At 64.3% G+C, this 26,693-nt stretch carries 24 protein-coding genes; 16 read left to right on the top strand and 8 right to left on the bottom strand.

The window, feature by feature from the left end; all coding sequences use genetic code 11:
- Positions 1 to 111 precede the first annotated feature (111 nt).
- The 3 genes from B4L76_RS13175 to B4L76_RS13165 all read left to right on the top strand — a co-directional run bounded on the left by B4L76_RS13175 (position 112) and on the right by B4L76_RS13165 (position 4,615).
- Positions 112 to 1,296: a porin gene (locus B4L76_RS13175; protein ID WP_296233046.1), complete on the top strand. Its 1,185-nt coding sequence runs from the start codon at positions 112 to 114 to the stop codon at positions 1,294 to 1,296.
- Between the two features lie 276 nt (positions 1,297 to 1,572).
- On the top strand, positions 1,573 to 2,736 hold the full coding sequence (gene nosP / locus B4L76_RS13170; RefSeq protein WP_296233044.1) for a nitric oxide-sensing protein NosP: 1,164 nt from the start codon (positions 1,573 to 1,575) through the stop codon (positions 2,734 to 2,736).
- Complete coding sequence (locus tag B4L76_RS13165; RefSeq protein WP_414707189.1) at positions 2,666 to 4,615, top strand: PAS domain-containing hybrid sensor histidine kinase/response regulator; 1,950 nt, start codon at positions 2,666 to 2,668, stop codon at positions 4,613 to 4,615. Before nosP ends, B4L76_RS13165 begins: the two co-directional genes overlap by 71 nt.
- A 5-nt stretch (positions 4,616 to 4,620) precedes the next feature.
- Here B4L76_RS13165 and B4L76_RS13160 read toward each other — a convergent pair whose 3' ends face one another.
- The 6 genes from B4L76_RS13160 to B4L76_RS13135 form a co-directional block, all read right to left on the bottom strand.
- Positions 4,621 to 5,286, bottom strand: a complete 666-nt coding sequence (locus tag B4L76_RS13160; protein ID WP_296233041.1) for a response regulator transcription factor — start codon at positions 5,284 to 5,286, stop codon at positions 4,621 to 4,623.
- Between the two features lie 56 nt (positions 5,287 to 5,342).
- Positions 5,343 to 5,903 (bottom strand): PQQ-dependent catabolism-associated CXXCW motif protein, encoded by a 561-nt coding sequence (locus tag B4L76_RS13155; RefSeq protein WP_296233040.1) that lies wholly within the window; start codon positions 5,901 to 5,903, stop codon positions 5,343 to 5,345.
- Positions 5,904 to 6,185: 282 nt separating this feature from the next.
- A complete protein-coding gene (locus B4L76_RS13150) occupies positions 6,186 to 6,977 on the bottom strand; it encodes an ABC transporter permease (protein WP_296233039.1) in 792 nt (263 codons plus the stop codon).
- Complete coding sequence (locus tag B4L76_RS13145; RefSeq protein ID WP_296233037.1) at positions 6,974 to 7,714, bottom strand: ABC transporter ATP-binding protein; 741 nt, start codon at positions 7,712 to 7,714, stop codon at positions 6,974 to 6,976. The genes B4L76_RS13150 and B4L76_RS13145 overlap by 4 nt, the downstream gene beginning before the upstream one ends.
- Positions 7,711 to 8,700 carry a YVTN family beta-propeller repeat protein gene (locus B4L76_RS13140; RefSeq protein WP_296233035.1) on the bottom strand — a complete coding sequence of 330 codons (990 nt, stop codon included), beginning with the start codon at positions 8,698 to 8,700 and terminating at the stop codon, positions 7,711 to 7,713. The genes B4L76_RS13145 and B4L76_RS13140 overlap by 4 nt, the downstream gene beginning before the upstream one ends.
- Before the next feature lie 32 nt (positions 8,701 to 8,732).
- Positions 8,733 to 9,926, bottom strand: a complete 1,194-nt coding sequence (locus tag B4L76_RS13135; protein WP_296233034.1) for an ABC transporter substrate-binding protein — start codon at positions 9,924 to 9,926, stop codon at positions 8,733 to 8,735.
- A 157-nt stretch (positions 9,927 to 10,083) separates the two neighbouring features.
- Between B4L76_RS13135 and B4L76_RS13130 the strand changes: the two genes are divergently transcribed.
- Positions 10,084 to 11,361 carry a HAMP domain-containing sensor histidine kinase gene (locus B4L76_RS13130; RefSeq protein WP_296233032.1) on the top strand — a complete coding sequence of 426 codons (1,278 nt, stop codon included), beginning with the start codon at positions 10,084 to 10,086 and terminating at the stop codon, positions 11,359 to 11,361.
- Positions 11,358 to 11,996, top strand: a complete 639-nt coding sequence (locus B4L76_RS13125; protein ID WP_296233031.1) for a response regulator — start codon at positions 11,358 to 11,360, stop codon at positions 11,994 to 11,996. The genes B4L76_RS13130 and B4L76_RS13125 overlap by 4 nt, the downstream gene beginning before the upstream one ends.
- A 106-nt stretch (positions 11,997 to 12,102) precedes the next feature.
- Here B4L76_RS13125 and B4L76_RS13120 read toward each other — a convergent pair whose 3' ends face one another.
- Complete coding sequence (locus B4L76_RS13120) at positions 12,103 to 12,762, bottom strand: pentapeptide repeat-containing protein (RefSeq protein ID WP_296233029.1); 660 nt, start codon at positions 12,760 to 12,762, stop codon at positions 12,103 to 12,105.
- Between the two features lie 64 nt (positions 12,763 to 12,826).
- The gene (exaA, locus tag B4L76_RS13115) at positions 12,827 to 14,707 is read right to left on the bottom strand and encodes a quinoprotein ethanol dehydrogenase (protein ID WP_296233027.1); all 1,881 of its coding nucleotides are present in this window, start codon (positions 14,705 to 14,707) and stop codon (positions 12,827 to 12,829) included.
- A gap of 253 nt (positions 14,708 to 14,960) precedes the next feature.
- On the opposite strand from exaA, the gene pedF reads away from it, so the two are divergent.
- The 11 genes from pedF to B4L76_RS13060 all read left to right on the top strand — a co-directional run bounded on the left by pedF (position 14,961) and on the right by B4L76_RS13060 (position 26,627).
- A complete protein-coding gene (gene pedF, locus B4L76_RS13110) occupies positions 14,961 to 15,422 on the top strand; it encodes a cytochrome c-550 PedF (protein ID WP_296233026.1) in 462 nt (153 codons plus the stop codon).
- 5 nt (positions 15,423 to 15,427) lie between these two features.
- Positions 15,428 to 16,303: a substrate-binding periplasmic protein gene (locus tag B4L76_RS13105; RefSeq protein ID WP_296233024.1), complete on the top strand. Its 876-nt coding sequence runs from the start codon at positions 15,428 to 15,430 to the stop codon at positions 16,301 to 16,303.
- 43 nt (positions 16,304 to 16,346) lie between these two features.
- Positions 16,347 to 17,108 (top strand): quinoprotein dehydrogenase-associated SoxYZ-like carrier, encoded by a 762-nt coding sequence (locus B4L76_RS13100; protein WP_296233023.1) that lies wholly within the window; start codon positions 16,347 to 16,349, stop codon positions 17,106 to 17,108.
- Positions 17,109 to 17,149: 41 nt separating this feature from the next.
- Positions 17,150 to 18,082: a quinoprotein relay system zinc metallohydrolase 1 gene (locus B4L76_RS13095; RefSeq protein ID WP_296233021.1), complete on the top strand. Its 933-nt coding sequence runs from the start codon at positions 17,150 to 17,152 to the stop codon at positions 18,080 to 18,082.
- A gap of 167 nt (positions 18,083 to 18,249) precedes the next feature.
- Positions 18,250 to 20,034, top strand: a complete 1,785-nt coding sequence (pedH, locus tag B4L76_RS13090; RefSeq protein ID WP_296233020.1) for a PQQ-dependent alcohol dehydrogenase PedH — start codon at positions 18,250 to 18,252, stop codon at positions 20,032 to 20,034.
- Between the two features lie 164 nt (positions 20,035 to 20,198).
- Positions 20,199 to 21,719 (top strand): aldehyde dehydrogenase family protein, encoded by a 1,521-nt coding sequence (locus B4L76_RS13085; RefSeq protein WP_296233018.1) that lies wholly within the window; start codon positions 20,199 to 20,201, stop codon positions 21,717 to 21,719.
- A gap of 270 nt (positions 21,720 to 21,989) precedes the next feature.
- Positions 21,990 to 22,061, top strand: coding sequence for a pyrroloquinoline quinone precursor peptide PqqA (pqqA, locus tag B4L76_RS13080; protein ID WP_003253598.1), 72 nt, complete (start codon positions 21,990 to 21,992; stop codon positions 22,059 to 22,061).
- Between the two features lie 51 nt (positions 22,062 to 22,112).
- The gene (gene pqqD / locus B4L76_RS13075) at positions 22,113 to 22,385 is read left to right on the top strand and encodes a pyrroloquinoline quinone biosynthesis peptide chaperone PqqD (protein ID WP_296233017.1); all 273 of its coding nucleotides are present in this window, start codon (positions 22,113 to 22,115) and stop codon (positions 22,383 to 22,385) included.
- Between the two features lie 89 nt (positions 22,386 to 22,474).
- Complete coding sequence (ercA, locus tag B4L76_RS13070) at positions 22,475 to 23,638, top strand: alcohol dehydrogenase-like regulatory protein ErcA (protein WP_296233016.1); 1,164 nt, start codon at positions 22,475 to 22,477, stop codon at positions 23,636 to 23,638.
- Complete coding sequence (locus B4L76_RS13065; RefSeq protein ID WP_296233014.1) at positions 23,622 to 25,346, top strand: PAS domain-containing hybrid sensor histidine kinase/response regulator; 1,725 nt, start codon at positions 23,622 to 23,624, stop codon at positions 25,344 to 25,346. Before ercA ends, B4L76_RS13065 begins: the two co-directional genes overlap by 17 nt.
- Positions 25,347 to 26,012: 666 nt before the next feature.
- Entirely contained in the window at positions 26,013 to 26,627 is a 615-nt protein-coding gene (locus B4L76_RS13060; protein WP_296233186.1) for a hypothetical protein, read from the top strand.
- Positions 26,628 to 26,693 lie beyond the last annotated feature (66 nt).

Below are 26,693 nucleotides of genomic sequence, written 5' to 3'. Positions count from 1 at the left end.
CCCACACGCCGACCCAAAGCACCCGCCAGCCCGCTCCAAAGCAGCGTTTCTGGCCCTTTGCCCGGTTCTGATAATCGCCTCCGACATCCCGTCCCCGTTTCGGAGCGCGCCATGTACAACAATAAGAATCTGTCCCCCCGTTTGCTGGCGGCTGTCACCGTCAGCCTGTCGAGCCTTTGCCTGAGCAGTATCGCCGAGGCCGAGATCATGCTGTACGACAAGGACCAGACGACGTTTTCCACCGACGGCTATATCAATGCCTTCTATGTCAACAGCGATGTCGACCGCGAGGGGGAGCAGTTCGACCGCCGCCAGTCGCGGGTGAAGATGGGTTTCCTGCCCAACTACCTGGGCTTCAACATGGGCAAGCAGGTGGACGACCTCAAGCTCGGCGCGCGCGCCTCGTTCTGGGTGACCATCAACGACAGCGAAACCAACGGCACCGACACCGCCATCGACGTACGCCAGTTCTACGGTACCGTGGCCAACCCGGAATGGGGCGAGGTCCTGATTGGCAAGGATTTCGGCCTGTTCGCCCGCTCCAACATCCTGCTCGACGAACTGCTGGCCGGCTATGGCCAGGTCAGTGACACACTGGGCCTGGTGGACGGCGGCGGGGTATCGTTCGGCAACATCGGCAGCGGCTACCCATACCCGTTCCCCACCTCGCAGATCACCTACCGCACCCCGGTGATGGACGGCCTGCGCGTCGCGGTAGGCATCATGGACCCGGTGGACACCAACGACAGCAGCCCGACAGGCAAGGCCTACCAGGAAAACCCGCGCACCGAAAGCGAGATCACCTACCAGTTCGACCTGGGCGGGGCGCAGATCTACAGCTGGGTCAACGGTAGCTACCAGACCTCCGACAACACCGACCCGGCAGTGCAGTCGGTTACTTCCAAAGGTGTCGGCTACGGCGTGCAGGCGAAGATGGGCGGGCTGTCGCTGACTGGTTCGGGGTTCCAGGCCAAGGGCATCAACCCGTTCTTCACCAACAACGCTGGCGAACCGACCCTGCGCAATGTCGACAGTGACGGCTACCTGCTGCAGGGCTCGTACAAGGTCGGCAAGAACCGTGTGGCGCTGTCCTATGGCAAGACCAAGGACGATGGCAACGGCGCGGTCGACAGCGGTGCGGATTACGAAACTCGTGGAGTGGCGCTGTTCCATGACATCAATGACAACCTCAAGCTGGTTGCCGAGTACAACCAGTTCTCCATCGAGGGTCATGAAACCAGTGCGCAGGACGAAGACACCGATACCTTTGCGGTTGGGGCGGTGCTCACCTGGTAGGTTCTCGGCCTCGACTCAAGATTGCTGGGGCTGCTGTGCAGCCCTTTCGCGGCGCAAGGCCGCTCCCATATCGAACGCACAAGGCCAATTTCACGAACCCTGCGCGGTAACTGTGGGAGCGGCCTTGCGCCGCGAAAGGGCCGCGCAGCGGCCCCGGCAATCGTCAGGGAGCGCTATTACAACCATGGGACCGCCCACCTGCTACCCAAGTAGCATTCGTCGCCAATGGTCGCCTTCGTACACTCTTTGCTCAGCCAACCCGCGCCGGAGACCAGGATGCAGCAGGCTCACAACGACGGTGTGGTCAGTGCCATGTCCCAGGCAACCGACGCCCGGCTGGCAGCCCAGGAGCTGGCAGTGCAGTTGCTGCACCCGCATCTGGGCTTCGTGCTGTTCTTCTGTTCCGCCGAATACGACCTGCAGGTGCTGGGCGAGGCCCTGGAGCAGGGGTTTGGCGGAATCCGCCTGGTCGGTTGTACCAGCGCCGGCGAAATCACCCCGCTGGGCTATGGCCGCAACTGCATCACGGCGGTCGGGTTCGACCATCGGCATTTTTCCATCGCCACCGGGCTGATCGACGAGATGGAGCACTTCAGCCTGATCGATGCCCAGCAAATGGTCGAGCGCCTGGTCGGTACCTGCCGCAGCAATACCCTGGCGCCGATCAAGGGCCACAGCTTTGCCCTGACCCTGCTCGACGGCCTGTCCAGCCGTGAAGAGATGGTGCTCGCCGCACTCAGCGCCGCCCTCGGGGATATTCCGCATTTTGGCGGTTCGGCCGGCGACGACAACTACCTGACCCGCACCCACGTGTATTTCGGCGGCGCGTTCCATAATGGCGCGGCGGTGGTGGTGCTGGTCAATACCTGGCTCGACTTCGAGGTGTTCACCACCCACCACATCCTGGCGCGGCAGGAAAAGCTGGTGGTCACGGGCGCCGACAGTGCCTTGCGCCGGGTCTATGAACTGAATGCCGAGCCGGCAGCCGAGGAGTACGCCCGGCACATCGGCGTGCCGGTGGCCGAGCTCGATCATCAGGTATTCGCCGCTCACCCGTTGGCCGTGCGCATCCATGACCAGTACTACGTGCGCGCGATCCAGCAAGTTCACCCGGACCAGAGCCTGAGCTTCTACTGCGCGGTGGAGAACGGCATCGTCCTCACCGCCATGACGCCCGGCCCGCTGTTGCCCAATCTGCACCAGCTGTTCGACGGCCTGCAGCAGCGTCTTGGCCCGCTGTTGCTGAGCATCGGTTGCGATTGCTTCCTGCGGCGGCTGGAACTGGAAGGCCAGCACGGCCTGGAGCCGATCGGCGCATTCCTGCGCGAGCAACGGGTGATCGGCTTCAACACCTACGGAGAACAGTTCAATGGCATGCACATCAACCAGACCTTCACCGGCGTCGCCATTGCCCGCAACCGGCCTCCCGTCAATCGCTGACCTGCAGGCCGAGGTCGCCCGGCTGCAGCATGAAAACCACAAGCTGCAACGTATCAACGGCGCCCTGATCGAACGTGTCGAGTCCGGCGTAACCCGCGGCAACGACCCCTACGCCGCGTTCCAGCACTCGGTGGTGCTGGCCGAGCAGGTGCGCGAGCGCACCGATGCCCTGAACCAGGCGATGGCCGAGCTCAAGGCGGTCAACCGCCTGCTCAGCGAGGCGCGGCAGCGGGCCGAGACTGCCCACCAGCACCAGATCCGCCTGATCACCGATAATGTGCCGGCGCTGATCGCCTACCTCAACGCCGAGCTGGTCTACGAATTCACCAACAAGGTCTACGAAGAATGGTACTGCTGGCCACCCGGCGTGATGCTCGGCCTGAGCCTGCGCGAGGCCCACAGCGAACAGCATTACCAGCGCCTGGAAGCTTATGTGGTACGCGCGCTGGCAGGCGAAAGCGTCACGTTCGAGTTCGCTGAAACCAACAGCAGCGGGCAGGAACGCTACATGCTGCGTTCCTACGTGCCGAACCGCCTGGCCAGTGGCGAAGTGGCCGGTATCTTCGTGCTGATCCGCGACATCACCGAGCGGCGCAACACGGCGCAGGCGCTGCACCAGGCCTATCAGCACCTCGAGCAAAGGGTCCGTGAGCGCACGGCCGAACTGACCAGCCTCAATGAACAATTGCTGCGGGAGATCGAGGAGCGCAGCCGCGCCGAAGCGCGCCTGCGCGAGGCCAAGCGCGAGGCCGAACAGGCCAACCTGTCGAAGACCAAGTTCCTCGCGGCGGTCAGCCATGACCTGCTGCAACCGTTGAACGCAGCGCGGCTGTTCACCAGTGCGCTGCTCGAAAGCCGCGAGCCGCAGCACAGCACGCAGCTGGTACGCAATGTCAGCAACTCGCTGGAGGATGTGGAGAACCTGCTGGGCACCCTGGTGGATATTTCCAAGCTGGACGCCGGGGTGATCAAGGCCGACGTCGCACCCTTCGCCCTTGGCGAACTGATGGACAACCTGGCCGCCGAGTATGCCCAAGTGGCCCGCAGCGAAGGGCTGGCGCTGCATTTCGTGAGCTGTTCGGCCGTGGTGCGCAGTGATATTCAGTTGTTGGCGCGGATCCTGCGCAACCTGCTCAGCAACGCCATTCGCTATACCCCGCGTGGGCGCGTGGTGCTGGGCTGCCGGCGTCTGCGAGGCGGCCTGCGCATCGAAGTATGGGACAGCGGCATCGGCATCGCCGAAGAGCACCTGGAGGAAATGTTCCAGGAATTTCGCCGCGGTGATGTGCAGCGCCCGCAGCAGGACCGTGGCCTGGGCCTGGGCCTGGCGATCGTGGAGAAGATCGCCGGTATCCTTGGCCACCGCATTCGGGTGCGTTCCTGGCTTGGCAAAGGCTCGGTGTTCGCGGTGGAGGTGCCGGTGACCACTGCCGCGCCCAAGGCCCAGCCGAGCCTGGCGATCAGCGAACCGATGCTGGAACGCCTGCGTGGGGCACGGGTCTGGGTGCTGGATAACGATGCCGCCATCTGCGCCGGTATGCGCACCTTGCTGGAGGGCTGGGGGTGCCAGGTGGTGACTGCATTGTCGGAAGAAGACCTGGCCCGCCAGGTGGACAACTACCACGCCGATGCCGACCTGCTGATTGCCGACTACCACCTCGACAACGACTGCAATGGTGTCGATGCGGTGGCGCGGATCAACGCCCGCCGTACCCAGCCGCTACCGGCGTTGATGATCACCGCCAACTACAGCAACGAGCTCAAGCAACAGATCCGCGAGTTGGGCCACACCCTGATGCACAAGCCGGTGCGGCCGATGAAGCTGAAAACGGCGATGAGCCACCTGCTTTCCAGCAGCCAGCCATCGCTTGGCGCATAGCCGGTTCAGCGGCGCAGGTAATCGCCGAAGTCGATATCGCCGGCGCTGAGGATTGCCTGCACCCGGTTGTGCACGTTGAGTTTGCGCAGGATCGCCGAAACGTGGGCCTTGACCGTGGTTTCGGCGATGTCCAGGGTGTAGGCGATCTGTTTGTTCGACTCGCCCTTGGTCATGCGCTCGAGCACCAGCAATTGCTTGCGGGTCAGCGCCTGGAGCATTTCCGGCGGGAAGCTCGGGGTATCGTTCAGGCGCCGGCTGGTGCTGCTTTTCTGGGCACGGATGATATCGGGCGGCAGGTAGACATTGCCGTTGAGGATCTGCTCGATCGCGTCGATCATCTGCGAACGTGGCGAGGACTTGGTGATGAACCCCACCGCCCCGTAGGTGATGGCCTGCAGCACGATCTGCTTTTCCTGCTCGGCCGAGACGATCACCACCGGTGTGGTGGGGGCCTCGTTGCGCAGGGTGATCAGGCCGTTGAGGCCGTGCATGCCAGGCATGTTCAGGTCGAGCAGGATCAGGTCGAGGTCGTCGTGTTCGCGGGTCAGCGCCAGGGCACTGTCGAGGTCGGCAGTTTCCATGACTTCGCAGCCCTGGAACCCGTCGCTGATGACATTGTGGATGGCCTCGCGAAACAGCGGGTGATCGTCGGCAATCAGAATTTTGTACATGGCCTTTTCACCTCGTTTTTATGGGATGGAGCGGGGCACGCATGCGGCAAGTGAATTCAGGGGAAGGGTTCCGGTTGCGCGGGGGCGACCGGCAGATCGGCCTGCTGCCAGGCGTCCAGGCCGTCGCGATACCAGTACAGGTGGTTATAGCCCAAGGCTTTTGCGCGTTTTACCGCGTTCCAGCTCAACCAGCAATCCGAGCGGCAGTAAAACACCAGTGGCTGCTGCCGGCGCCCGGCGGTGGCATCTTGCAGGTGGCGCGCGAAATAGCCTTGCCAGGCCGAGCTCAGCTCGCCGTCACCGGTGTTGGCCAACCAGCGGCTGCCGGGGATATTGCTGTGCGGTTCGTCCTCGATGAAGCGGCCTTGCAGCCATTGGCGCCGATAGACATCGATCAGCACTGGGGCGGGGGTCTGCTTCAGCAGGCCTTGCAGTGTGGCGGTGTCGATGACCTTTGCGCCGTCCACCTGTTGCGGTGTCGGGCTGCGGTAGACGCCGGTGCGATAACCGTCGGCGGAAAACAACGGCTCCGTGCCGGCCTGGGCGATGCCCAGCGACAGACTCAGCGAAAAGGCCACCAGCAAGGGGCGCGGCAGCCGGGGCAGGGCACGGGGCATGGGGGTCATCCTTTTTGTTATAGGCCCATTACATGCCAGCGGCGGTGCATTGTGAATTCGACGATCAGACAGCAAAGGTAGTACTAAAGTAGTAGAAAGCCGGGTGCCTCTGGCCTGATCCTGCCCAATATCCGAATGCGTGCGCGATTGGGTTTACCCGCGAATACCGGCCAAGCCGGTGCCATGCAGCGCGTCGCCTTCTTCGCGGGTAAACCCGCTCCCATACGGACGCTGTTCATTCAACGGGGCCGGCGAAGGGGCCCGGAGGGGGACAGCTGCCAATCAGCGCGGCTTGCGCAATGCCGCGTGCTGGGGGTTGAAGGTGAGGATCGCCAGCAGGGCGAACAGCGCGGTCAGGCCCAGGCACACCGCCAGCGCCAGCGGGTTCAGGCGCTCGTACAAGGCAAAGCGCACCAGTTCCACCGCATGGGTGAACGGGTTGACCGCACACAGCCAGTACAGCCACTGGCTGGCCTCCTGCATCTTCCACAGCGGGTACAGCGCCGAAGACAGGAAGAACAGTGGGAAAATCACGAAATTCATCACCCCGGCAAAGTTCTCCAGTTGACGGATCGCGTTCGACAGCAACAACCCCAGGGCGCTGAGCATCAATGCCACCAGCAATAGTGCCGGTAGCGCCAGCAGCAAGCCTGCGGCCGGTGGCTGCACGCCGTACAGCCAGGCAATGGCCAGGAAGGCGTACACCTGCAACAGGGAGATCAGCGAGGTCGCCAACAGTTTGCTGGCAAGCAGGAACGGCCGTGGCAACGGGCTGGTCAGCAGCACCCGCATGCTGCCCATCTCGCGGTCATATACCATCGACAGCGAACCTTGCATGCCGTTGAACAGCAGGATCATGCAGGCCAGACCGGGGATGATGTATACCTCGTAGGGGATATAGGTGTCGTAGGGCTCGATGATGGCGATGCCCAGGGCCGCGCGAAACCCGGCGGCGAACACCAGCAGCCACAGCAGCGGGCGCACCAGGGCGCTGAGAAAGCGCGTACGCTGCAGGACGAAACGCAGGCATTCGCGCAGCAGAATGCCGTTGAAGCATTGCCAGTAGGCGTTCATAGGGCATTGGCTCCTGAAGGTGCGCTGGTCAGGCGGGCGAAGGCGTGGTCGAGGTCGCCGCCGTGCTCCTGGCTCAGGGCCGCGGCCGTGCCGCAGGCCACCAGGCGCCCCTGATGCAGGATCAGCAGGTCGTCGCTGGGTTGGACTTCGTCCAGCAGGTGGGTGGTCCACAGCACGCTGAGGCGTTGTTCGCGACACAGCAGCCGCAGGTGCTGGTTGAGCGCCAGGCGGCTGGCCGGGTCGAGGCCGGCGCTGGCTTCGTCGAGCAACAGCAGGCGCGGTTCGTGCAGCAGCGCGCGGGCAATCTCGACCCGGCGTCGATGGCCGATGTTCAATGCCCGGACTGGCTCGCGCCGGCGCTCATCGAGGCCCTGGCGGGCCAGTTCGGCTTCCACCCGCAGGTTGGCCTGGCGCCGCGACAGGCCATGCAGCGAGGCGTGGTAGCGCAGGTTCTGTTCGACGCTGAGGTCCAGGTCCAGGGTGCTTTGCTGGAACACCACGCCCAACTGGCGCAAGGCCGGACGCGCGGCGTTGCGCAGGGAACAGCCACACACGTGGATGTCACCCTGCTGCAGGTCGTAAAGCCGCGTAAGCAGCGCTGTCAGGGTCGACTTGCCGGCCCCGTTGGGACCCAGCAGCGCGGCGAAGCGCCCGGGCGCCAGGCTGAACGTGACCTGCCTGAGCGCCTGGCGCTGGCCATAGGCAAAGCTCAGGTCACTCACTTCCAGCGTGTTCATGGCGTCACCACCACACCCCAGGGGTAGCGGCCGACCTTCACCGACTTGAGCACCTTGAGGTTCTTCGCATCGATTACCGATACGTCACCGCTGACGCCGTTGGTGGTCAGCAACTGGCTCTGATCCGGGGTGAATGCCAGCTGCCATACCCGCCGCCCCACCAGCAAGTAGTCAAGCACCTCGAAGGTCCTGGCATCGACCACCGCCACATGGTTGGCGGGGCCCAGCGCGACAAAGGCGTACTTGCCATCGGCGCTGAGCTTGATCCCCACCGGCTGCACTTTGTCCGGGTGCACGCCCTTGATCTGGAAGTTGAGGATTTTCAGCACCTGGCGCGTGGCCACGTCGAGGATGGTCACAGTGCCGCCGATTTCCGCCGAGGCCCACAGCCGCGTGCCGTCCTGGCTGAATTCGACAAAGCGTGGCCGTTGGTCGACCGGGGTGCTTTCGGCCAGGGTCTGGGTGCTGGTGTCGATCCAGTGCAGCATGTTGGTGGTTTCGCTGGTATTGACCGCCCACTTGCCATCCGGGCTCACCGCCATGCCTTCAGGCTCGATGCCGACATCGATCTGGCCGAGCACCTTGTCGGTCTGGGTGTCGATCACGGTTACCAGTGCGTCGTCCTCGTTGGACACGTACAGCCAGCGGTCGTTGGGGTGCAGGGCGAACTGCTCGGGGTCCTTGCCGGAGGGCAGCTCCTTGATGATCTTGCGCGTGGCCACGTCCATCACCTGGACCCGGTCCGAGTCGCTGGCGCAGATGTACAGCAGCTTGTGGTCGTGGGACAGCAGCAGGCCGCGCGGGCGCTGGCCTACCGGCAGGGTCTCGGTGACTTCCAGGGTGTGCAGGTCGATCAGGCTGAGGCTGTTGTCCTTCTCGTTCGAGACCCAGGCGGTGGCGGCCATGGCCTGGCCGCTGGCGAGCGCCAGGGCGCCCGAGAGCAGGCTGGGGCAAAGCAGGGCCCGGTGGAACAGGCGGCGAGGCATGGCGAAATCCTTTTTTTGTTGTGGTTATCGGCTCAAGGGTAGCTACAGCTGACTTCGGGCTTGTCGTAGCCCAGGCTGTCCATTTCGTTGAACGGGTGCAGGAAACCTTCCTGCGGCGAAGTGCTGACCAGCGCCCGTGGCTGCACCAGCGGAATCGGCTGGCGCAGCTCACCGTTCCACGGGCGATAGCTGAGTTTGCGGCCCTTGAAGCCGTCCAGCGGCAGTTGTTCGCTGAGCAGCAACTGCTGCACGGTGCGCGGTTCGGCCTGGCGCAGTTTGCTGACTGCGCTGGCGACACTGCGCACGGCCATCCAGGCGGCGAAGTCGCGGTCGTTCATCCAGCGCCCGGCCTGGGCCTCGAAACGCTTTTGCAGCTGCGCCGCGCCGAAGGTTTCCACGGTCTTGTGCCAGCCGGTCGGGGTCAGGCCCTGGGTCCCGGCGACCGGGCGTGGGTACCAGGTCTGGTAGGGCAGGTATTCGCCGAAGTCGCCGCGCTCGTCGGCCACCAGCACCACATCGTACTCGGCAGTCTGCGTGAACAGCGGCATGTCGGCCTGGGCGCTGCGGCGCTGGTCGTTGTCGAAAGTCCAGGGTTTCTCGGCCACCAGTTGCAGGCCGAAGCGTTTCGCGGCACGCCGCAGGGCAGCGGCGTAGGCGCGGTCGTCATCGGTCTGGCCGACGATCAGCAGCGCCCGCTGCCATTTGCGCAACACCAGGAATTGCGCCAGGGCATCGGCCAGCATGGCGCGGCCGGGCAGGCTGTGCAGCACATTGCCCAGGCACTGGCTGCTGCGCAGGCTGTCGTCCGGGCTGCCGGCGTTGAACAGCAAGCTGTCAGGCAATGCCGCAGACACGGCGCGCAAGCTGGCCGCGGGGGCATTGACCACGAACAGCCGCAGGCCTTGCTCATGCTGGGCCTTGGCGGCCTGCAGCAGGGCTGCGGGGCTGTCGACGCTGGCTTCGGTCAGTTGGAATTGCTGCTGCAGGAAGCGGCCGCTGCTGTTGCTGTCGACAATCGCCAGCCTGGCGCCTTGCAGCCCGGCGTCGCCGGGCTCGGGGATGACATTGGACAGCAGCGGGCCTGGGTCGGGGCGATAGCCCAGGTAACCGATGCGCACCTGCAAGGGCTCGCCAGCCTGGCCCGCGGCGGCGGAAGCCGGGGCCGCAGACAGGGTGGCGACGACGCCCAGCAGGCAGGTCAGGACAAGGTGGGCAGGCTGGCGCATAGAGCGACTCCACGGCAGATGGCGCCAGCATAGGAAGCCCGCCACGCCGGGGAAATATGCAGAAAGTAGCGCCTGGCCGGTACCAAGGTAGTAATTCGCCACGCTGGCCCCGGTCTTACGATGGACCGCAATCTCGCCACACTGAGGAAAACCGCGCATGCGCCTGATTGACCTGTCGGCCCTGTGGCGGATCAACCTTTGCGTCACTGTGTTTTTCCTGCTGGTGATGCTGGCCTGTGCCGGGGTGCTGTTGCACCAGGCGGTGGCCGATGTCGAGCGCGAGTTGCAATCGGCCGAAGCGGTAGTGGCGTACCTTGGCGATACCGCCGAGCGCGACCCCGCGCGCCTGCAGCCAAGGTTGACGCAAAGCCTGCGCCACGTGCGGGTGCACTGGCTGGCGGCGGATGAAGCGCTGCCGCTGCCGCAGGCGCGTGGCGTGGATGCCTGGCTTGGCCGCCACCTGCTCGGCGAGCGCCACCACGCTACCCGGTTGCTGCAGCTGAGTGATGGCCGCCGGGTAGCGATTGCCGTGGATGCGCGGGATGAGATCGACGAAGTCCGCGATTCGCTGCAACAGTTGGCGGGCCTGTGCGGCCTGGCGCTGTTGCTGAGCCTGCTGACCATCCGCTGGGCCGTGCGCCGCGGCATGGGTTTGCTGGATGAACTGCTGCAGGCCTTGCGCCAGGTCTCCGGCGGGCAGTTGAGCGCGCGCCTGCGCGAGGCTGGCCTGCCGGAGGCACGCCAGCTGGCCAGGCATTTCAACCACATGGCTGCATCGCTGGAACAGGCTCGGGTCGACAATGCCCAACTGACCCAGGCGCTGCTGGCCGTGCAGGAGCGCGAACGCACCCAGCTGGCGCAAACCCTGCACGACGACCTCGGCCAATACCTGGCGGGCATCCGTGCCCAGCTGTGCCTGCTGCGCATGGTGGCCGACCAGCCCACCGCGGTGGAGCAGACCAGCCGCACCCTGGAACTCGATTGTCAGCGCCTGCAGGAGGGGTTTCGCGCCTTGGTGCATGACCTGTATCCGTTGGCGCTGCAACACATGCCGCTGGCGGAGGCTTTAGCCCTGCTGGTGAACCAATGGCAGGCCAGCCAAGGCATCGATTGTCGCCTGCGGGTCGGTGCGCGTCTGCCAGCACTGCCCGGGGCGAGCCGCACGCACCTGTATCGCTTGTTGCAGGAGGCGTTGACCAACGTCGCCCGCCACGCTGCGGCCAGCCAGGTGCGGGTGCGCCTGCAACGCAGCGCCAGGGGCTTGCGCCTGCTGGTTCGCGATAACGGGTGCGGCGCGCCGCAGCCGCTGCGCCCCGGGGTCGGCCTGCACTCGATGGCTGAGCGCGCCCGCAGCCTGGGCGGTGAACTGCGCATCCTCAGCCGCCCGGGTGCCGGCTGGGCGCTGGCCTTGAACATCCCCATGGAGGTGCAATGAATATCGTGTTGGTTGATGACCACGCCGTGGTCCGCCAGGGTTATGCCAGCTTGCTGCGGGCGGTGCTGCCGACGGTGCAGGTGCGCGAGGCGGGCAGTGGCGAGGAGGCGCTGGCGCGGGTGCAGGAGCAGGTGCCCAACCTGGTGATCATGGACTTCGGCCTGCCCGGTATCAGCGGCCTGGAAACCACCCGGCGCCTGCGCCAGCGCTTGCCGCAACTGCGCGTGTTGTTCTTCAGCATGCACGATGAACTGCCGCTGGTACGCCAGGCGCTGGACGCGGGGGGCGCGGGTTACCTGACCAAGAATTCGGCGCCTGAAGTGCTGATCGAGGCGGTGCAGCGGGTGCTGGCCGGGCAGGCCTATATCGAGCAACCGCTGGCCACCCAGCTTGCCTGCACTGCGCATCAGGGGGCCGGCGACCCACGCTTGCAGAGCATGACCCAGCGTGAGCTGGAGATTTTCGTGATGTTGGCCAAGGGTACGCCGGTGCGGGTGATTGCCGAGCAGTTGTGCATCAGTGCCAAGACCGTGTCCAATCACCTGACCTTGCTCAAGAGCAAGCTGCAGGTCAGTTCACATGCCGAGCTGGTGCATTTGGGGATCGACTTGGGGGTGGTGCGGGTGGCGGGGTGAGGTTCGGCCTGGCAGATGCGGCGCCTGTGAGACCGAGCGCAGCTCGCGATGCGCCGCGCGGGCGGCGCTCGGTCTCCCAGGCGCTGAACCTGTCACGCCGGACCCTTCATCTGTCCCAGGTCTCGGGGCAGCCCTTGCATCCCTGCATGTTGGCATCCTGGAAATTCCCGTAATGCTGCCGCGCCCCACGCAGGTCGGCGCCCTCCAGGTTGCTCTGGCCGAACTTGGCCTCCTGCAGGTTGGCATCGCCCAGGTTCGCCCCCTGCAGATCAGCCTTGCTCAGCCAGGCCATCTCCAGATCCGCCGCCCGCAGGTTGGCCTGGTGCATCTTCGCCCCGGACAACCGGGCGAATTCCAGGTCGGCCGCACCAAGGTCGGCCTTGGCGAACTGCGCCCCTTGGGCGAACAAGCCCCAGCCCTGGATCGCCACCAGCTTGCTGTCGCTCAGGTCGGCCAGGCGCAGGTTGCTCTGCTGCAGGCTGGCACGGGTCAGGTTGGCGCCTTGCAGGCGGGCCTTTTCCAGGTTGGCCAGGTCCAGCCGGGCGTGGCGCAGGTCGGCACCGCGCAGGTCGGCGCCGGCCAGGTTCATCTTGCGCAAGTCCTGGTTGGCCAGGTTGGCGCCACGCAGGTCGGCCCCCGGGCACTGGCTGGCTTCGGCGATCCGGCAGCCGTTGATGGTCAAGGGGGTATCGCTTTCAGCGTCGTCGGCGTTCATGGCCAAGGTAGGGGAAAGTACCAATAGCAACGCCAATGGCAGGTAGTTCATGGCAAAGGTCCCGGCAGGAAGGTGACGGTACGGGGAGGGGCGAAGGCCCGCTCCCCGCCGAGGGTCAACGTTGTGCGGTCTGCTTGTCCCAGCTGGGGATCTTGAACACCCAGAACGAGCCGCCCTGGGCCACTGGCTTGGTCAGCTCGGCCATGTCGCCGCCCCACAGTGGCACCGCGCCGCCGTAGCCCACAGTCACGCCGATGTACTGCTCGCCGTCCTGTTCCCAGGTAATTGGCGGCGAGACGATGCCGCTGCCGGTCTGGAACTTCCACAGCTCCTTGCCCGTCTTGGCGTCGAACGCCTTGAAGAAGCCGTCACCGGTGCCGGTGAACACCAGGTTGCCCTTGGTCGCCAGCACCCCGGCCCACAGTGGCAGCGGCTCCTTGTGTTCCCACACCAGCTTGCCGGTGCTCGGGTCCATGGCACGCAAGGTGCCGACGTGGTCGTCATACATGCGCTTGATGCGGAAGCCCATCCCCAGGTAGGCAGAGCCTTTCTTGTAGTTCACTTCCTCGGTCCAGTACTCCTCTTTCCACTGGTTGCCGGGGATGTAGAACAGCCCGGTATCCTGGCTGTAGGCCATGGGGTTCCAGTTCTTGCCGCCGAGGAACGGCGGCGAGACCTCCACCGGCTTGCCTTTGCTTTCCCCTGGCAGCGGCTTGGGCGGGCGCTGGCCGGGGTTTTCCACCGGGCGCCCGGTCTTCAGGTCGATATGGCTGGCCCAGGTGATGTTGTCGACGAAGGGGAAGGCGTTCTGCAGCTTGCCGTTGCTGCGGTCGACCACATAGAAGAAGCCGTTGCGGTCGGCATGGCCGGTGGCTTTGACCAGCTTGCCGTCCTTGTTCTTGTAATCGAACAGCACCAGCTCGTTGTTGCCGGAAAAGTCCCAGGCATCGTTAGGAGTGTGCTGGTAGAACCATTTCACCTCGCCGGTGCTCGGGTCGACGCCAACCTGGCCAGAGGTGTACAGGCTGTCGTAGTCGTGCGGGTTGCCGTCCTTCGAGGTGCGTGCCCAGGTATTCCATGGGCCCGGGTTGCCAGCACCGACGATGATGGTGTTGCTCTCGGGGTCGAAACTGGCGCTTTGCCAAGGGGCGCCGCCGCCGTGGCTCCAGGCTTCGACCTTGCCGGTTTCGCTGGTCGGGTCATCCGGCCAGGACGGTGCCTTGACGTTGCCGGTGGGCGTGCTGTCCTTGCCGTTCAGGCGGCCCATATGGCCTTCCACGAACGGCCGCATCCACACTTCCTCGCCGGTGTCCGGGTCGCGGGCGAACAGCTGGCCGACCACGCCGAACTCGTCACCCGAGCTACCGTGGATCAGCAGCACCTTGCCGCTGTTCTTGTCCTTGATCAGTACCGGGGCGCCAGTCATGGTGTAGCCGGCGCTGTGGTCGCCGAACTTCTTGTTCCACACCACTTTGCCGGTGCGCTTGTCGAGGGCGATTACCCGCGCGTCGAGGGTGCCGAAGTAGATCTTGTCGCCATAGATCGCCGCGCCGCGGTTGACCACGTCGCAGCACGGGCGGATGTTCTCCGGCAGGCGGTGGTTGTAGGTCCACAGGCGCTTGCCGGTCCGCGCATCGAGGGCGAATACCCGCGAATAGGAGCCGGTGACGTAGACCACGCCGTCGCTGACGATGGCCTGGGATTCCTGGCCACGTTGCTTCTCGTCGCCGAAGGAGAAGGACCACGCCGGGGTCAGCTTGAACACGTTCTGGTCATTGACCTGGGCCAGCGGGCTCCAGCGCTGGGCATTGGTGCCCATGCCGTATTGCAGCACGTCCTGGGTGGTCAGGTGATCGTTGGCGATATCTTCCCAGGTCACGTTGTTGCTCGCAGGTGCCGCCGTGGCCACCGTGCCCAGGGCCAGGCTGCCGGCCAGCAGCACGGCCCGCAGGCTCAGGCTCAAAGGGGAAAGGGCAGGTAGCGTTGTTGTTGTCATGGTTGCAGTTCCCTGTGGAGTTTTGGCCTGCACAGGGTGAGCTGGGGCGATTGTCGCGGGATACGGAAAACTTCCCGCGCTGGCCGGGAAAAGTTCCCGCCCGGCACCTCTTTTGGCCCTTCGCCACATGCCCTACTACCAAGGGACTAAGGCCCGGCCACCAAAGCAGGATACGGCGCTGTACAGGCTGTTCCTAAGATGGCGGCACGGCCTCTGTGGTTGAGGCCATGCGTGCAATGGTGAGGGCATAACAATGACAACACAACGAAACGTCTTGCTTGCTGCAGGCCTGCTGGCCGGCGCTGTGCTGACCGGTACGGTCTGGGCCCATGGCAATGTGGTGCCCCAGGCTGTGGAAACCCAAGGCCTGACCCCGGTCAAGGATGCCGGTGTAGCCGTGGACGGCGACGGCTGGGCAGCGGTCAACCCGTATCGCGATTCCCCCGAGCACGATAAGGCCGTGGAAATTGGCGCCTCGGCCTACAACCAGAATTGCGCCGCCTGCCATGGCCTGGAAGCGAAGTCTGGCGGTATCGCCCCGGACCTGCGCATGCTCGACGCCGGTGAGGCTGGCGACGAGTGGTTCGTCGAGCGAGTGCGCCACGGCGCGGTTCGCGACGGCCGGGTGTACATGCCGAAGATGGCCGACTACCTGAGCCAGGAAGCCCTGTGGGCGGTACGCACCTACCTGGACAGCGTGCACGTCGAGGAGTGACGGCCATGCGCCTGTTGGCGGTGCTGTTGACTGGCCTGCTGCTGTGGTGCGCGGCAGCCCAGGCGCAGGTGCGCAACTACGACGCGATCATCGCCGCCGGGGAATTGAAGGTGGCGGTGTACAAGGATTTCGCTCCCTACAGCTTCGAGGATCACGGCCAGCCGCGCGGGGTCGACGTGGAGCTGGCGCAGGCCCTGGCCAGTGCGCTGGGGGTGCGCCTGCAGCTGATCTGGGCGCCGCCCGGGGAAAAGCTCGACGACGACCTGCGCGACTACATCTGGCGCGGCAGCCCGCTGCGCAACCAGCAGCTGGCCGACCTGATGATGCGGGTGCCCTACGACCACGCCTACGCACAGCGGCGCAACGATGTCGGCGAACTGGAAAACGCCCAGGTGGTGATGTTCGGCCCCTATCAGCAGGAGCGCTGGCAAGTGGCCTACGATCGTCGCCGCCTGGCCTCGGTGGCCAGTGTCGCGGTGTTCCAGCAGCACCCCATCGGGGTCGAGGTGGACAGCGTGCCGTCGTTCTACCTGACCTCGGTGTTCAACGGCATGCTCAGTGCCAGGACCCACCATTACCCCAACGTGCAGCAGGCCTTCGGCGCCATGCAGGCTGGCCAGGTGGACGCGGTGATGGCCATGCGCGGCGAGGTCGACTGGCAACTGCACCAGGCCGCCGACGCGCAGCTGGCGCTGGCGGAAAACGCCTACCCGAACCTCGGCAAGCAGGCCTGGGACATCGGCATGGCGGTGCATGAGAGCAACCGGCAGCTGGCCTATGCGCTGGAGGAAGCGCTCGAGACGCTGATCCGCGAAGGACGGATGAAAGCGATCTACGCCAGTTACGGCCTGCGCTATGAGGTGCCGGAGATGTATCAGTAACAGCGCTGGCTCATTGGATAATCGTGCCATCAAGGAGCGGGCCATGAATTGGCGAGCGACTTTCCTGCTGGCCTGCTGGTTGCCCTGGGCAGCCCAGGCCAGCGAACCGAATGCCACGTCGGACCCGGTGCCGTCGGTGATGTGGGACTTCTACCACAAGCAGCTGCTGGGCCAGGCCGCGTTCGTCTTCGATGACCGGGTCAAGCTGCTGGCGCCACCGTTTGCCGAGGACGCACGCCAGGTGCCGCTGGAAATCGACGCGCGGGCATTCAGCGGCGAAGTGGTGCGGATCCTGGCCTGGGCCGAGCTCAACCCGTTGCCGCGGATTGTCGATTTCGAACCCGGCGAGCGCGTGTTGCCCTGGTTGTCAATCCGCATTCGCATCGAACAGGCCACGCCGCTGCGCGCTGCGGTGCTGACACGCGACGGCCTGTGGCATGTCGGCTCGACCCTGATCGATGCCGCCGGCGGCGGTTGCACCGCGCCCAGCGTGGTCCGCACCCAGCCCGGCTGGGAGGAGCACCTCGGCGAAGTGCTGGGCGGGCGCTACCCGCGCGGCGACAGCAGCCGCTTGCGCCTGCAGGTGGCCCATCCGATGGACAACGGCCTGGTCAGCGGCATTCCGGAGTTCTTCCTCAACCATGCCGAGCTGCAAGGCGCGGACGGCCAGCGCCTGGCCAGCCTGCAGCTTTACCCGGCGGTCAGCGAAAACCCCAATCTGGGTTTCGACATCCTGGTCCCCGGGCCGACCCGCTTGCTGTTGCAGGACAACAGCGGCAACCGGTTCGAGGCGGCGCTGCCCTGAGCAGGTTGCCCTTTTCAACTGACTGACCCGAGGCACCCGACATGCGTTGCTTCATGCTATGGCTGCTGTGCCTGGGCCTGCCAGCCCAGGCAGGCCTGGAATATCACCTGCAGCCTCGACAGATCGCCGAAGGCACCTGGCTGCTTGAAGGCAGTACCGCCAATTTCGCCAAGGACAACGGCGGCAACATCGTCAACAGCGCGTTCATTGTCACCGACAGCGGGGTGGTGGTGATCGACAGCGGGCCGTCCAAGCGCTACGGCGAAGCGCTGCGCCGGGCGATCGCCGCCACCACCGACAAGCCGGTGGTAGAGGTGTTGTTGACCCACCATCACCCCGACCATGTACTGGGCAACCAGGCCTTCGCCGATGTGCCGATCGGCGCGCTGGGCGGCACCGGCGAGCTGCTGCGCCAGCAGGGCGAGGCCATGGCCGAGAACATGTATCGCCTGGTCGGCGACTGGATGCGCGGCACCGAGGTGGTGTTGCCGACCCGGGTGCTCGAGCCAGGTATGCATGAGGTAGGTGGGCACCGGCTGCGGTTGCTGGCGCTAGGCGGGCATACCGGTGCCGATCTGGCGATTCTGGATGAAACCACCGGCGTGCTGTTTGCCGGTGACCTGGTGTTCTACGAGCGGGCGCTGACCACGCCCAACAGTCCGGGGCTGGAGGTCTGGTTGAATGACCTGGATACCCTGCAGGCGCTGCCCTGGAAGCTGCTGGTACCCGGCCATGGCCCGCTGGCCAGTGATGCCCGGCCGTTTGCCCAGATGCGTGACTACCTGGGCTGGCTGGACGGGCTGATGCGCGCCGGTGCGGCGCGTGGCGATGACATGGCGGAGATGATCCGCAGCCCGATCCCGCAGCGTTTCGCCGGTATCAGCCTGACCCGATATGAGTTGATCCGCAGTGTCAGCCACCTGTATCCCCGCTACGAGCGTCAACAGTTGCGGCGCATCGACACCGATGACTGACGCGCCAGCTCGCAGATGGCGTGCGCAGGCCTTGGTGCGCAGCCCCATACCAAGGAACTAGAAAACTCCGCACTGCGGGCAATTGTTGGCAAGCAGGCAGCGACCAAGAATTCTCGGCACACCGGGAAATTTTCCCGGGCACAACAAAAAAACCAAAGGTAGCCGTCATGACCCGATCCCCACGTCGCCCTGTGTTCGCCGTGAGCCTGGTGCTCAGCGCCATGCTGCTTGCCAGCACGGCCCACGCTGCTGTCAGCAATGAAGAAATCCTCCAGGACCCGAAGAACCCGCAGCAGATCGTGACCAACGGCCTGGGCGTGCAGGGCCAGCGCTACAGCCCGCTGGACCTGCTCAACAGTAACAACGTCAAGGACCTGCGGCCGGTCTGGGCGTTCTCCTTCGGCGGCGAGAAGCAGCGCGGCCAGCAGGCCCAGCCGCTGGTCAAGGACGGCGTGATGTACCTGACCGGCTCCTACTCGCGGGTGTTTGCCGTGGACGCCCGCACCGGCAAGAAGCTGTGGCAATACGATGCGCGCCTGCCCGATGACATCCGCCCGTGCTGCGACGTGATCAACCGTGGCGTGGCGCTGTATGGCGACCTGGTGTTCTTCGGCACCCTGGATGCCAAGCTGGTCGCCTTGAACAAGGACACCGGCAAGGTGGTGTGGAGCAAGAAGGTGGCCGATCACAAGGAAGGCTACTCCATCAGCGCCGCGCCGATGATCGTCAACGGCAAGCTGATCACCGGGGTTGCTGGTGGCGAGTTCGGCGTGGTGGGCAAGATCCAGGCCTACAACCCGGAAAACGGCGAACTGCTGTGGATGCGCCCGACCGTGGAAGGGCACATGGGGTATGTGTACAAGGACGGCAAGGCGATCGAGAACGGCATTTCCGGCGGTGAGGCGGGCAAGACCTGGCCTGGCGACCTGTGGAAGACCGGTGGTGCAGCGCCCTGGCTGGGCGGCTACTACGACCCGGAAACCAATCTTGTTCTGTTCGGTACCGGTAACCCGGCCCCCTGGAACTCGCACCTGCGCCCGGGCGACAACCTGTACTCCTCGTCGCGCCTGGCCCTGAACCCAGACGATGGCACCATCAAGTGGCATTTCCAGAGCACGCCGCATGACGGCTGGGACTTCGACGGCGTCAACGAGCTGATCTCGTTCAACTACAAGGCCGGCGGCAAGGAGATCAAGGCTGCCGCCACCGCCGACCGCAACGGCTTCTTCTACGTGCTGGACCGCACCAATGGCAAGTTCATCCGCGGCTTCCCGTTCGTCGACAAGATCACCTGGGCCAGCGGCCTGGACAAGGACGGCCGGCCGATCTACAACGAGGCCAGCCGCCCAGGCGCACCAGGCAGCGAAGCCAAGGGTAGCTCGGTATTCGTCGCCCCGGCCTTCCTCGGCGCCAAGAACTGGATGCCGATGGCCTACAACAAGGACACCGGGCTGTTTTATGTGCCTACCAACGAGTGGGGCATGGACATCTGGAACGAAGGCATCGCCTACAAGAAGGGTGCGGCGTTCCTCGGTGCCGGCTTCACCATCAAGCCGCTCAACGAAGACTACATCGGTGTGTTGCGTGCCATCGACCCGGTCAGCGGCAAGGAAGTATGGCGCCACAAGAACTATGCGCCGCTGTGGGGCGGGGTGCTGACCACCAAGGGCAACCTGGTGTTCACCGGCACGCCGGAAGGTTTCCTGCAGGCCTTCGACGCCAAGACCGGTGACAAGGTCTGGGAGTTCCAGACCGGTTCCGGCGTGCTCGGTTCGCCGATCACCTGGGAAATGGACGGCGAGCAATACGTTTCGGTGGTCTCCGGCTGGGGCGGCGCGGTGCCGCTGTGGGGCGGCGAAGTGGCCAAGCGGGTCAAGGACTTCAACCAGGGCGGCATGCTCTGGACCTTCAAGTTGCCCAAGCAGCTGCAAACCGCCAGCGCCAAGCGCTGATGCCATGCACTGCCGCCTGCCGCCAGCTACCCGGTGGCGGCAAGCGGCCCTACTACCAAATGACGAGAGCCCCGCTGCCAACGATGCATTCGCCCGGCAGGCGGGGCTTTTTACCATCGGTTCATCGCCTGTCGCCGGACAGGCATCGACCACAGAGGCTCAGCATGATCTACGCACAACCCGGAACCCCTGGCGCCATCGTGTCCTTCAAGCCACGCTACGGCAACTTCATCAATGGTGAGTTCGTGGCGCCGCTGGGTGGCCAGTACTTCACCAACAGCTCGCCGGTCAATGGCCAGCCGATTGCCGAGTTCCCGCGCTCTGGCGCCGAGGACATCGAGCGCGCCCTGGACGCGGCGCATGCCGCTGCCGATGCCTGGGGCAAGACCTCGGTGCAGGAGCGGGCCCTGGTGCTGCTGAAGATCGCCGACCGTATCGAACAGCACCTGGAAGTGCTGGCCGTGACCGAAACCTGGGACAACGGCAAGGCCGTGCGCGAAACCCTCAATGCCGACGTACCGCTGGCGGCCGATCACTTCCGCTACTTCGCCGGCTGCATCCGCGCCCAGGAAGGCGGTGCTGCGGAAATCAACGAAGGCACCGTGGCCTACCACATGCACGAGCCCTTGGGCGTGGTCGGGCAGATCATCCCGTGGAACTTCCCACTGCTGATGGCCGCCTGGAAACTCGCGCCGGCCCTGGCCGCCGGCAACTGCGTGGTGCTCAAGCCGGCCGAGCAGACACCGCTGTCGATCACCGTGTTCGCCGAGCTGATCGCCGACCTGCTGCCTGCCGGCGTGCTGAACATCGTCCAAGGCTTTGGCCGAGAAGCCGGCGAGGCCCTGGCCACCAGCAAGCGCATCGCCAAGATCGCCTTCACCGGCTCCACCCCGGTGGGCTCGCACATCATGAAATGTGCCGCCGAGAACATCATCCCCTCGACCGTCGAGCTGGGCGGCAAGTCGCCGAACATCTTCTTCGCCGACATCATGCAGGCCGAGCCGGCCTTCATCGAGAAGGCTGCCGAAGGCCTGGTGCTGGCGTTCTTCAACCAGGGCGAAGTGTGCACCTGCCCGTCGCGGGCGTTGATCCAGGAGTCGATCTACGAGCCGTTCATGGCCGAAGTGATGAAGAAGATCGCCAGGATCACCCGCGGCAACCCGCTGGACACCACGACCATGGTCGGTGCCCAGGCTTCGGAGCAGCAGTACGACAAGATCCTTTCCTACCTGGAGATTGCCCGGGAGGAGGGCGCCCAGTTGCTCACCGGTGGTGCTGCCGAGCGGCTCACCGGCGACCTGGCAAGCGGTTACTACATCCAGCCGACCCTGCTCAAGGGCCACAACAAGATGCGTGTGTTCCAGGAGGAGATCTTCGGCCCGGTGGTGGGCGTGACCACCTTCAAGGACGAAGCCGAGGCCCTGGCCATCGCCAACGACAGCGAGTTTGGCCTGGGTGCAGGCCTGTGGACCCGCGACATCAACCGTGCCTACCGCATGGGCCGCGGGATCAAGGCTGGGCGGGTGTGGACCAATTGCTACCACCTGTACCCGGCGCATGCCGCGTTCGGTGGCTACAAGAAATCGGGGGTGGGGCGCGAAACCCACAAGATGATGCTCGACCACTACCAGCAGACCAAGAACCTGCTGGTGAGCTACGACATCAATCCGCTGGGCTTCTTCTAACATCTGGTCGATTGACGCGGTCGACTGTAGGAGCGGCCTTGTGCCGCGAAAGGGCTGCGAAGCGGCCCCGGCGATCTGTGCGTTCATGCTATATTCCTGGGGCTGCTTTGCAGCCCTTTCGCGGCACAAGGCCGCTTCTACAGGTATCGCGCAACCGATCCTCCTACCAACGCACCTCGCAAGCTCGTTCCAAAGTAGCATTCGGCCCTGGCGCCCAGCATGCATTAATGCCTCTACCGGAATCGCCCGGCATAACAAGAGGACCGCCCCATGTGGACTAAACCCGCCTTTACCGACCTGCGCATCGGTTTCGAAGTAACGATGTATTTCGCCAATCGTTGATGTCCGGGCCGGCCATCGTTGCGATGGCCGGACCTTGTGTACCAAGCCCCTATGGAGTTGATCGATCCCGAGCAGACCCTATCCCTGGCCCGTGGCTTCCGTCTGCGCTGGGAGCCGCACCTGGCGTGCCCCGTGTTGCAGCATGCGGCGGGCGTCATCGAGCTCAACGCCAGCGCCGCCTGGGTGCTCGAACTGCTCGACGGCCAGCGTAGCGTGGCGGCAGTCATCGCCCGGTTGGCGCAGCGTTTCCCCGGGGCGACCGGGCTCGACGAGGACGTGCTGGCGTTCCTGGAGGTGGCCCGCGCCAAGTGCTGGGTCGAATGAGCCGTGGCCAGGCTTTGGTCTGGTTGCTTTCGCCACGGGATGCTTTACGCTGGCGGTTACCTTCCAGAACAATAAGAACAGGCTTTCCGATGAGCCAGAGTTTCAGCCCGCTTCGCAAGTTCGTTTCGCCTGAAATCATTTTCGGTGCCGGTTGCCGGCATAACGTGGCCAATTACGCCAAGACCTTCGGCGCGCGCAAGGTGCTGGTGGTCAGCGATTCCGGTGTGATTGCCGCCGGTTGGGTCGCCGATGTCGAGGCCAGCCTGCAGGCACAGGGCATCGACTACTGCCTGTACAGCGGCGTGTCGCCCAACCCACGGGTCGAGGAGGTGATGCTCGGTGCCGAGATCTACCGGCAGAACCACTGTGATGTGATCGTCGCTGTCGGCGGTGGCAGCCCGATGGATTGCGGCAAGGCCATCGGCATCGTGGTCGCCCACGGGCGCAGCATCCTCGAATTCGAGGGCGTGGACACGATCCGCGTGCCCAGCCCGCCGCTGATCCTGATCCCGACCACGGCCGGTACCTCGGCCGATGTGTCGCAGTTCGTGATCATTTCCAACCAGCAGGAGCGCATGAAGTTCTCCATTGTCAGCAAGGCGGTGGTACCGGACGTGTCGCTGATCGACCCGCAGACCACCCTGAGCATGGATCCGTTCCTGTCGGCCTGCACCGGCATCGACGCGCTGGTGCATGCCATCGAAGCCTTCGTTTCCACTGGCCACGGCCCATTGACCGACCCCCATGCACTGGAAGCCATGCGCCTGATCAACGGCAACCTCGTGGAGATGATTGCCAACCCCGGCGACATTGCCTTGCGCGAGAAGATCATGCTGGGCAGCATGCAGGCCGGGTTGGCGTTTTCCAACGCGATCCTGGGGGCAGTGCATGCCATGTCGCACAGCCTGGGCGGGTTCCTCGACCTGCCACATGGCTTGTGCAATGCAGTGCTGGTGGAGCACGTGGTGGCGTTCAACTACAGCTCGGCGCCGGAGCGCTTCAAGGTGATCGCCGAAGTGCTGGGCATCGACTGCCGCGGCCTCAATCATCGGCAGATCTGCGCGCGCCTGGTGGAACACCTGATCGCCTTGAAGCATGCCATCGGCTTCCATGAAACCTTGGGCCTGCACGGCGTGCGCACAGCCGATATTCCGTTCCTGTCGCAACACGCGATGGGTGACCCGTGCATCCTTACCAACCCGCGTGCGTCGAGCCAGCGTGATGTCGAGGTGGTTTATGGCGAGGCCCTCTGACGACCAGCAGCGGGCGCTGGCCGGGCTGCTGGGGCTGGGCGATCACTCGGCACGCAAGAGCCATTACCCGGAGCTGGCGGCGCGCCTGGACGAGCTGGAGGCAGAACGCAACCGCTACAAATGGTTGTTCGAGAATGCCGTGCACGGGATCTTCCAGGCCAGCCTGCAAGACGGCATGCGTGCGGCCAACCCGGCGCTGGCGCGCATGCTCGGTTACGACAGCCCGCAAGCATTGCTGCAATGCCTGACGGACTTTGCCAGTGACCTGTTCGTCGAGGCCGACGAATTGCACGCCATCACCGCGACCCTGGCCCGTGAGCGTAGCCTGCACGGTTACGAAACCCGCTTGCGGCGCAAGGATGGTAGCCACCTCGATGTGCTGATGAACCTGCTGCTCAAGCCTGGGCATGAGGGCCTGGTGGAAGGGTTCGTCGCCGATATCACCGAACGCAAGCTGGCCCAGCAGCGCCTGCAGCAACTCAACGACGAGCTCGAGCAACGGGTGGCCGCGCGCACCGATGAACTGCTGGAGGCCAACCGCAACCTGCAACAGCAGATCGCCGAGCGCAAACAGATCGCCCGTGCCCTGAGGGTTGCCCGCGATGCTGCGGAAACCGCCAACCGCAGCAAGGACAAGTACCTCGCTGCAGCCAGCCATGACCTGTTGCAACCGCTGAATGCGGCGCGGCTGCTGATTTCGACCTTGCGCGAACGGCCCTTGCCGGAAGCGGAAAAAGTGCTGGTGGAGCGTACCCATCAAGCCCTCGAAGGCGCCGAAGACCTGCTCACCGACCTGCTCGACATTTCCCGGCTTGACCAGGCCGCGGTCAAGCCGGATGTGGCGCTGTACCGTCTCGACGAACTGTTCGCGCCGCTGGTTTCGGAATTCCGCACGGTGGCCGACGCAGCGGGGCTGAAGCTGCGCGCGCGGATTGGCGACTATGCCATCAGCACCGACCTGCGGCTGATGACGCGAATCCTGCGCAACTTGCTCAGCAACGCCTGCCGCTATACCGAGGAAGGCCGGGTCCTGTTAGGTGCCAGGCGCCGGGGCAGGCACTTGCGCCTGGAGGTCTGGGACACCGGGCGGGGTATCGCGCAGGATCGGCTGCAGGCGATATTCCTCGAGTTCAACCAGCTGGACGTAGGCCGTGCTGCCGATCGCAAGGGTGTGGGGCTGGGGCTGGCCATTGTCGAACGGATTGCCAAGATCCTTGGCTACCGGGTCGAGGTGCGCTCGTGGCCGGGACGTGGCTCGGTGTTCAGCATTGAAGTGCCGCTTGGCCAAGCGGTACCGCTGCCGGTGCACCCGGCAGCGCCGCAACCGGGCACCGGCAACCCGTTGCCAGGCCGCCGGCTGCTGGTGGTGGACAATGAGGTGAGCATCCTCGAGAGCATGGGGGCGCTGCTTGAGCAGTGGGGCTGCGAAGTGCTGACTGCCACCGACCAGGCCGCGGCATTGCTGGCCCTGGAAGGCCGGGCGCCGGAATTGATCCTGGCCGATTTTCACCTGGACCACGGTGTTGTCGGTTGCGAAGTGGTCAGGCATTTGCGCGAACATTTCGGCCAGGCCATTCCTGCGGTGATCATCACCGCTGACCGCAGCGATCAGTGCCGCCGGTCCTTGCACAAGCTCGGTGCGCCATTGCTGAACAAACCTGTCAAGCCGGGGAAATTGCGTGCGGTATTGAGCCAGTTGCTGGGCTAGGCCACCGTCGGCGCAGGCATGCGCAGCAGCATCGATGGCACCGTGTTCGCGGCTGAAGCCGCTTTCGCAGGCTCGGCTCAAGTTCATGAAACTGCAAGATCAGACCAAACGAATGGCACAACAGGCAAGGGCAGTGTGCAAACCGCTTACATGGAAACAGCGGAATAGAGCAACCTAACGCCGCTCGCCAAGTTGGATCCAGTTGTCAGGGAAAACTATCCAAGCGGTCAAATTGCAATAACTTAGCAAACTAACTAATGCAATGAAGTGCGCCGCCTGTCGGTCGTTTCGCTCGAGAAATGAACGATTTGGACGTGTGTGACTCCTATTTGCCAGCAGGGCATTCCCCGCCGGATCTCGCCCTCGCGCACTCGCCCCGGAACTTATGGACGTTCAACCTCATCAGCATCGCAGGGATGTTTGTGGGGGCTTCCTTTTTTTGAATAGTGGAGTAACGCCATGCCTGACCGAGGCTGTTCGGGTGCCTGTTTGTGCACCTGAAATAATCATTTGCTGTTTGCACTTAAAACGATATGAATTTGCTCTTGCCGCTGCGAGCACTCCTTTCGCACGCCTATGGCAAGATCATCTAGCATTAACGCATTACGTGGAGAATACGTCGTGGAGATCAATACAATTATTAGCCTGTTCGGGCAAAAAGAATCCATGGAGCTGGTGCGGTTGTCAGTGATTTACGTTCATTTGTTGGCCTGCTGTATTGCCATCGGCCTGGTCTTCGCCAGCGATGTGGAGATGGTCAGGAACTTGCTGAAGGGCCATACGAATACCCGGCAAGACGGCAAACATATGACAAGTTTGCAACGGTCGGTGGCCAATGCTCTCATTTTTTTATGGCTGACCGGGGCCGCCGTAGTAGGTATCGACTACCTTGACAAAGGCATGAATTATTTTGCCAACCCCAAACTTCAGGCAAAGCTTATTATTGTCCTGTTGTTGACTTTCAACGGCATGCTCTTGCATCGCTATGTTTTGCCGGCCCTGCTCAAAGCGGGTTCTTTGCTCGAACTGAACTTCAGCATGCGCATGTTTGCTTTGTTCTCCGGTGCGCTGTCCGGCGTATCCTGGTTGTATGCGGCCATGCTCGGTGTCGGTCGGCCACTGGCCTGGAAGTACTCGCTGACCGAGTTGCTGCTGGCCTACCCCGTCATGATCCTGCTTGGCTTTGCCCTGATGGCCGCCCTGACCCAGTGGGCGCGCAAACGCAGCGAGGCCGAACCGGCTCAACTGCCTGTTTGGCAGTTTGCCGGTATTCCAGGCTGAGTGCCTGAGCGACCCATCGATTGCGCCGCGAACCGGGAAACCGGTTCGCGGCGAGCTGATGGCGGC

Origin of the sequence: Pseudomonas sp. UBA4617 (genome assembly GCF_002386445.1) — a bacterium.
Lineage (GTDB): Bacteria > Pseudomonadota > Gammaproteobacteria > Pseudomonadales > Pseudomonadaceae > Aquipseudomonas.
The sequence above is the reverse complement of the archived record's forward strand: the minus strand, read 5'-3'. Positions and strand labels throughout refer to the sequence as shown.

Coding starts and splice junctions, on each gene's coding strand:
- B4L76_RS13175 (WP_296233046.1), top strand. CDS start 112: ATGTACAACAATAAGAATCTGTCCCCCCGTTTGCTGGCGGCTGTCACC.
- nosP (WP_296233044.1), top strand. CDS start 1,573: ATGCAGCAGGCTCACAACGACGGTGTGGTCAGTGCCATGTCCCAGGCA.
- B4L76_RS13165 (WP_414707189.1), top strand. CDS start 2,666: ATGGCATGCACATCAACCAGACCTTCACCGGCGTCGCCATTGCCCGCA.
- B4L76_RS13160 (WP_296233041.1), bottom strand. CDS start 5,286: ATGTACAAAATTCTGATTGCCGACGATCACCCGCTGTTTCGCGAGGCC.
- B4L76_RS13155 (WP_296233040.1), bottom strand. CDS start 5,903: ATGCCCCGTGCCCTGCCCCGGCTGCCGCGCCCCTTGCTGGTGGCCTTT.
- B4L76_RS13150 (WP_296233039.1), bottom strand. CDS start 6,977: ATGAACGCCTACTGGCAATGCTTCAACGGCATTCTGCTGCGCGAATGC.
- B4L76_RS13145 (WP_296233037.1), bottom strand. CDS start 7,714: ATGAACACGCTGGAAGTGAGTGACCTGAGCTTTGCCTATGGCCAGCGC.
- B4L76_RS13140 (WP_296233035.1), bottom strand. CDS start 8,700: ATGCCTCGCCGCCTGTTCCACCGGGCCCTGCTTTGCCCCAGCCTGCTC.
- B4L76_RS13135 (WP_296233034.1), bottom strand. CDS start 9,926: ATGCGCCAGCCTGCCCACCTTGTCCTGACCTGCCTGCTGGGCGTCGTC.
- B4L76_RS13130 (WP_296233032.1), top strand. CDS start 10,084: ATGCGCCTGATTGACCTGTCGGCCCTGTGGCGGATCAACCTTTGCGTC.
- B4L76_RS13125 (WP_296233031.1), top strand. CDS start 11,358: ATGAATATCGTGTTGGTTGATGACCACGCCGTGGTCCGCCAGGGTTAT.
- B4L76_RS13120 (WP_296233029.1), bottom strand. CDS start 12,762: ATGAACTACCTGCCATTGGCGTTGCTATTGGTACTTTCCCCTACCTTG.
- exaA (WP_296233027.1), bottom strand. CDS start 14,707: ATGACAACAACAACGCTACCTGCCCTTTCCCCTTTGAGCCTGAGCCTG.
- pedF (WP_296233026.1), top strand. CDS start 14,961: ATGACAACACAACGAAACGTCTTGCTTGCTGCAGGCCTGCTGGCCGGC.
- B4L76_RS13105 (WP_296233024.1), top strand. CDS start 15,428: ATGCGCCTGTTGGCGGTGCTGTTGACTGGCCTGCTGCTGTGGTGCGCG.
- B4L76_RS13100 (WP_296233023.1), top strand. CDS start 16,347: ATGAATTGGCGAGCGACTTTCCTGCTGGCCTGCTGGTTGCCCTGGGCA.
- B4L76_RS13095 (WP_296233021.1), top strand. CDS start 17,150: ATGCGTTGCTTCATGCTATGGCTGCTGTGCCTGGGCCTGCCAGCCCAG.
- pedH (WP_296233020.1), top strand. CDS start 18,250: ATGACCCGATCCCCACGTCGCCCTGTGTTCGCCGTGAGCCTGGTGCTC.
- B4L76_RS13085 (WP_296233018.1), top strand. CDS start 20,199: ATGATCTACGCACAACCCGGAACCCCTGGCGCCATCGTGTCCTTCAAG.
- pqqD (WP_296233017.1), top strand. CDS start 22,113: ATGGAGTTGATCGATCCCGAGCAGACCCTATCCCTGGCCCGTGGCTTC.
- ercA (WP_296233016.1), top strand. CDS start 22,475: ATGAGCCAGAGTTTCAGCCCGCTTCGCAAGTTCGTTTCGCCTGAAATC.
- B4L76_RS13065 (WP_296233014.1), top strand. CDS start 23,622: ATGGCGAGGCCCTCTGACGACCAGCAGCGGGCGCTGGCCGGGCTGCTG.
- B4L76_RS13060 (WP_296233186.1), top strand. CDS start 26,013: ATGGAGCTGGTGCGGTTGTCAGTGATTTACGTTCATTTGTTGGCCTGC.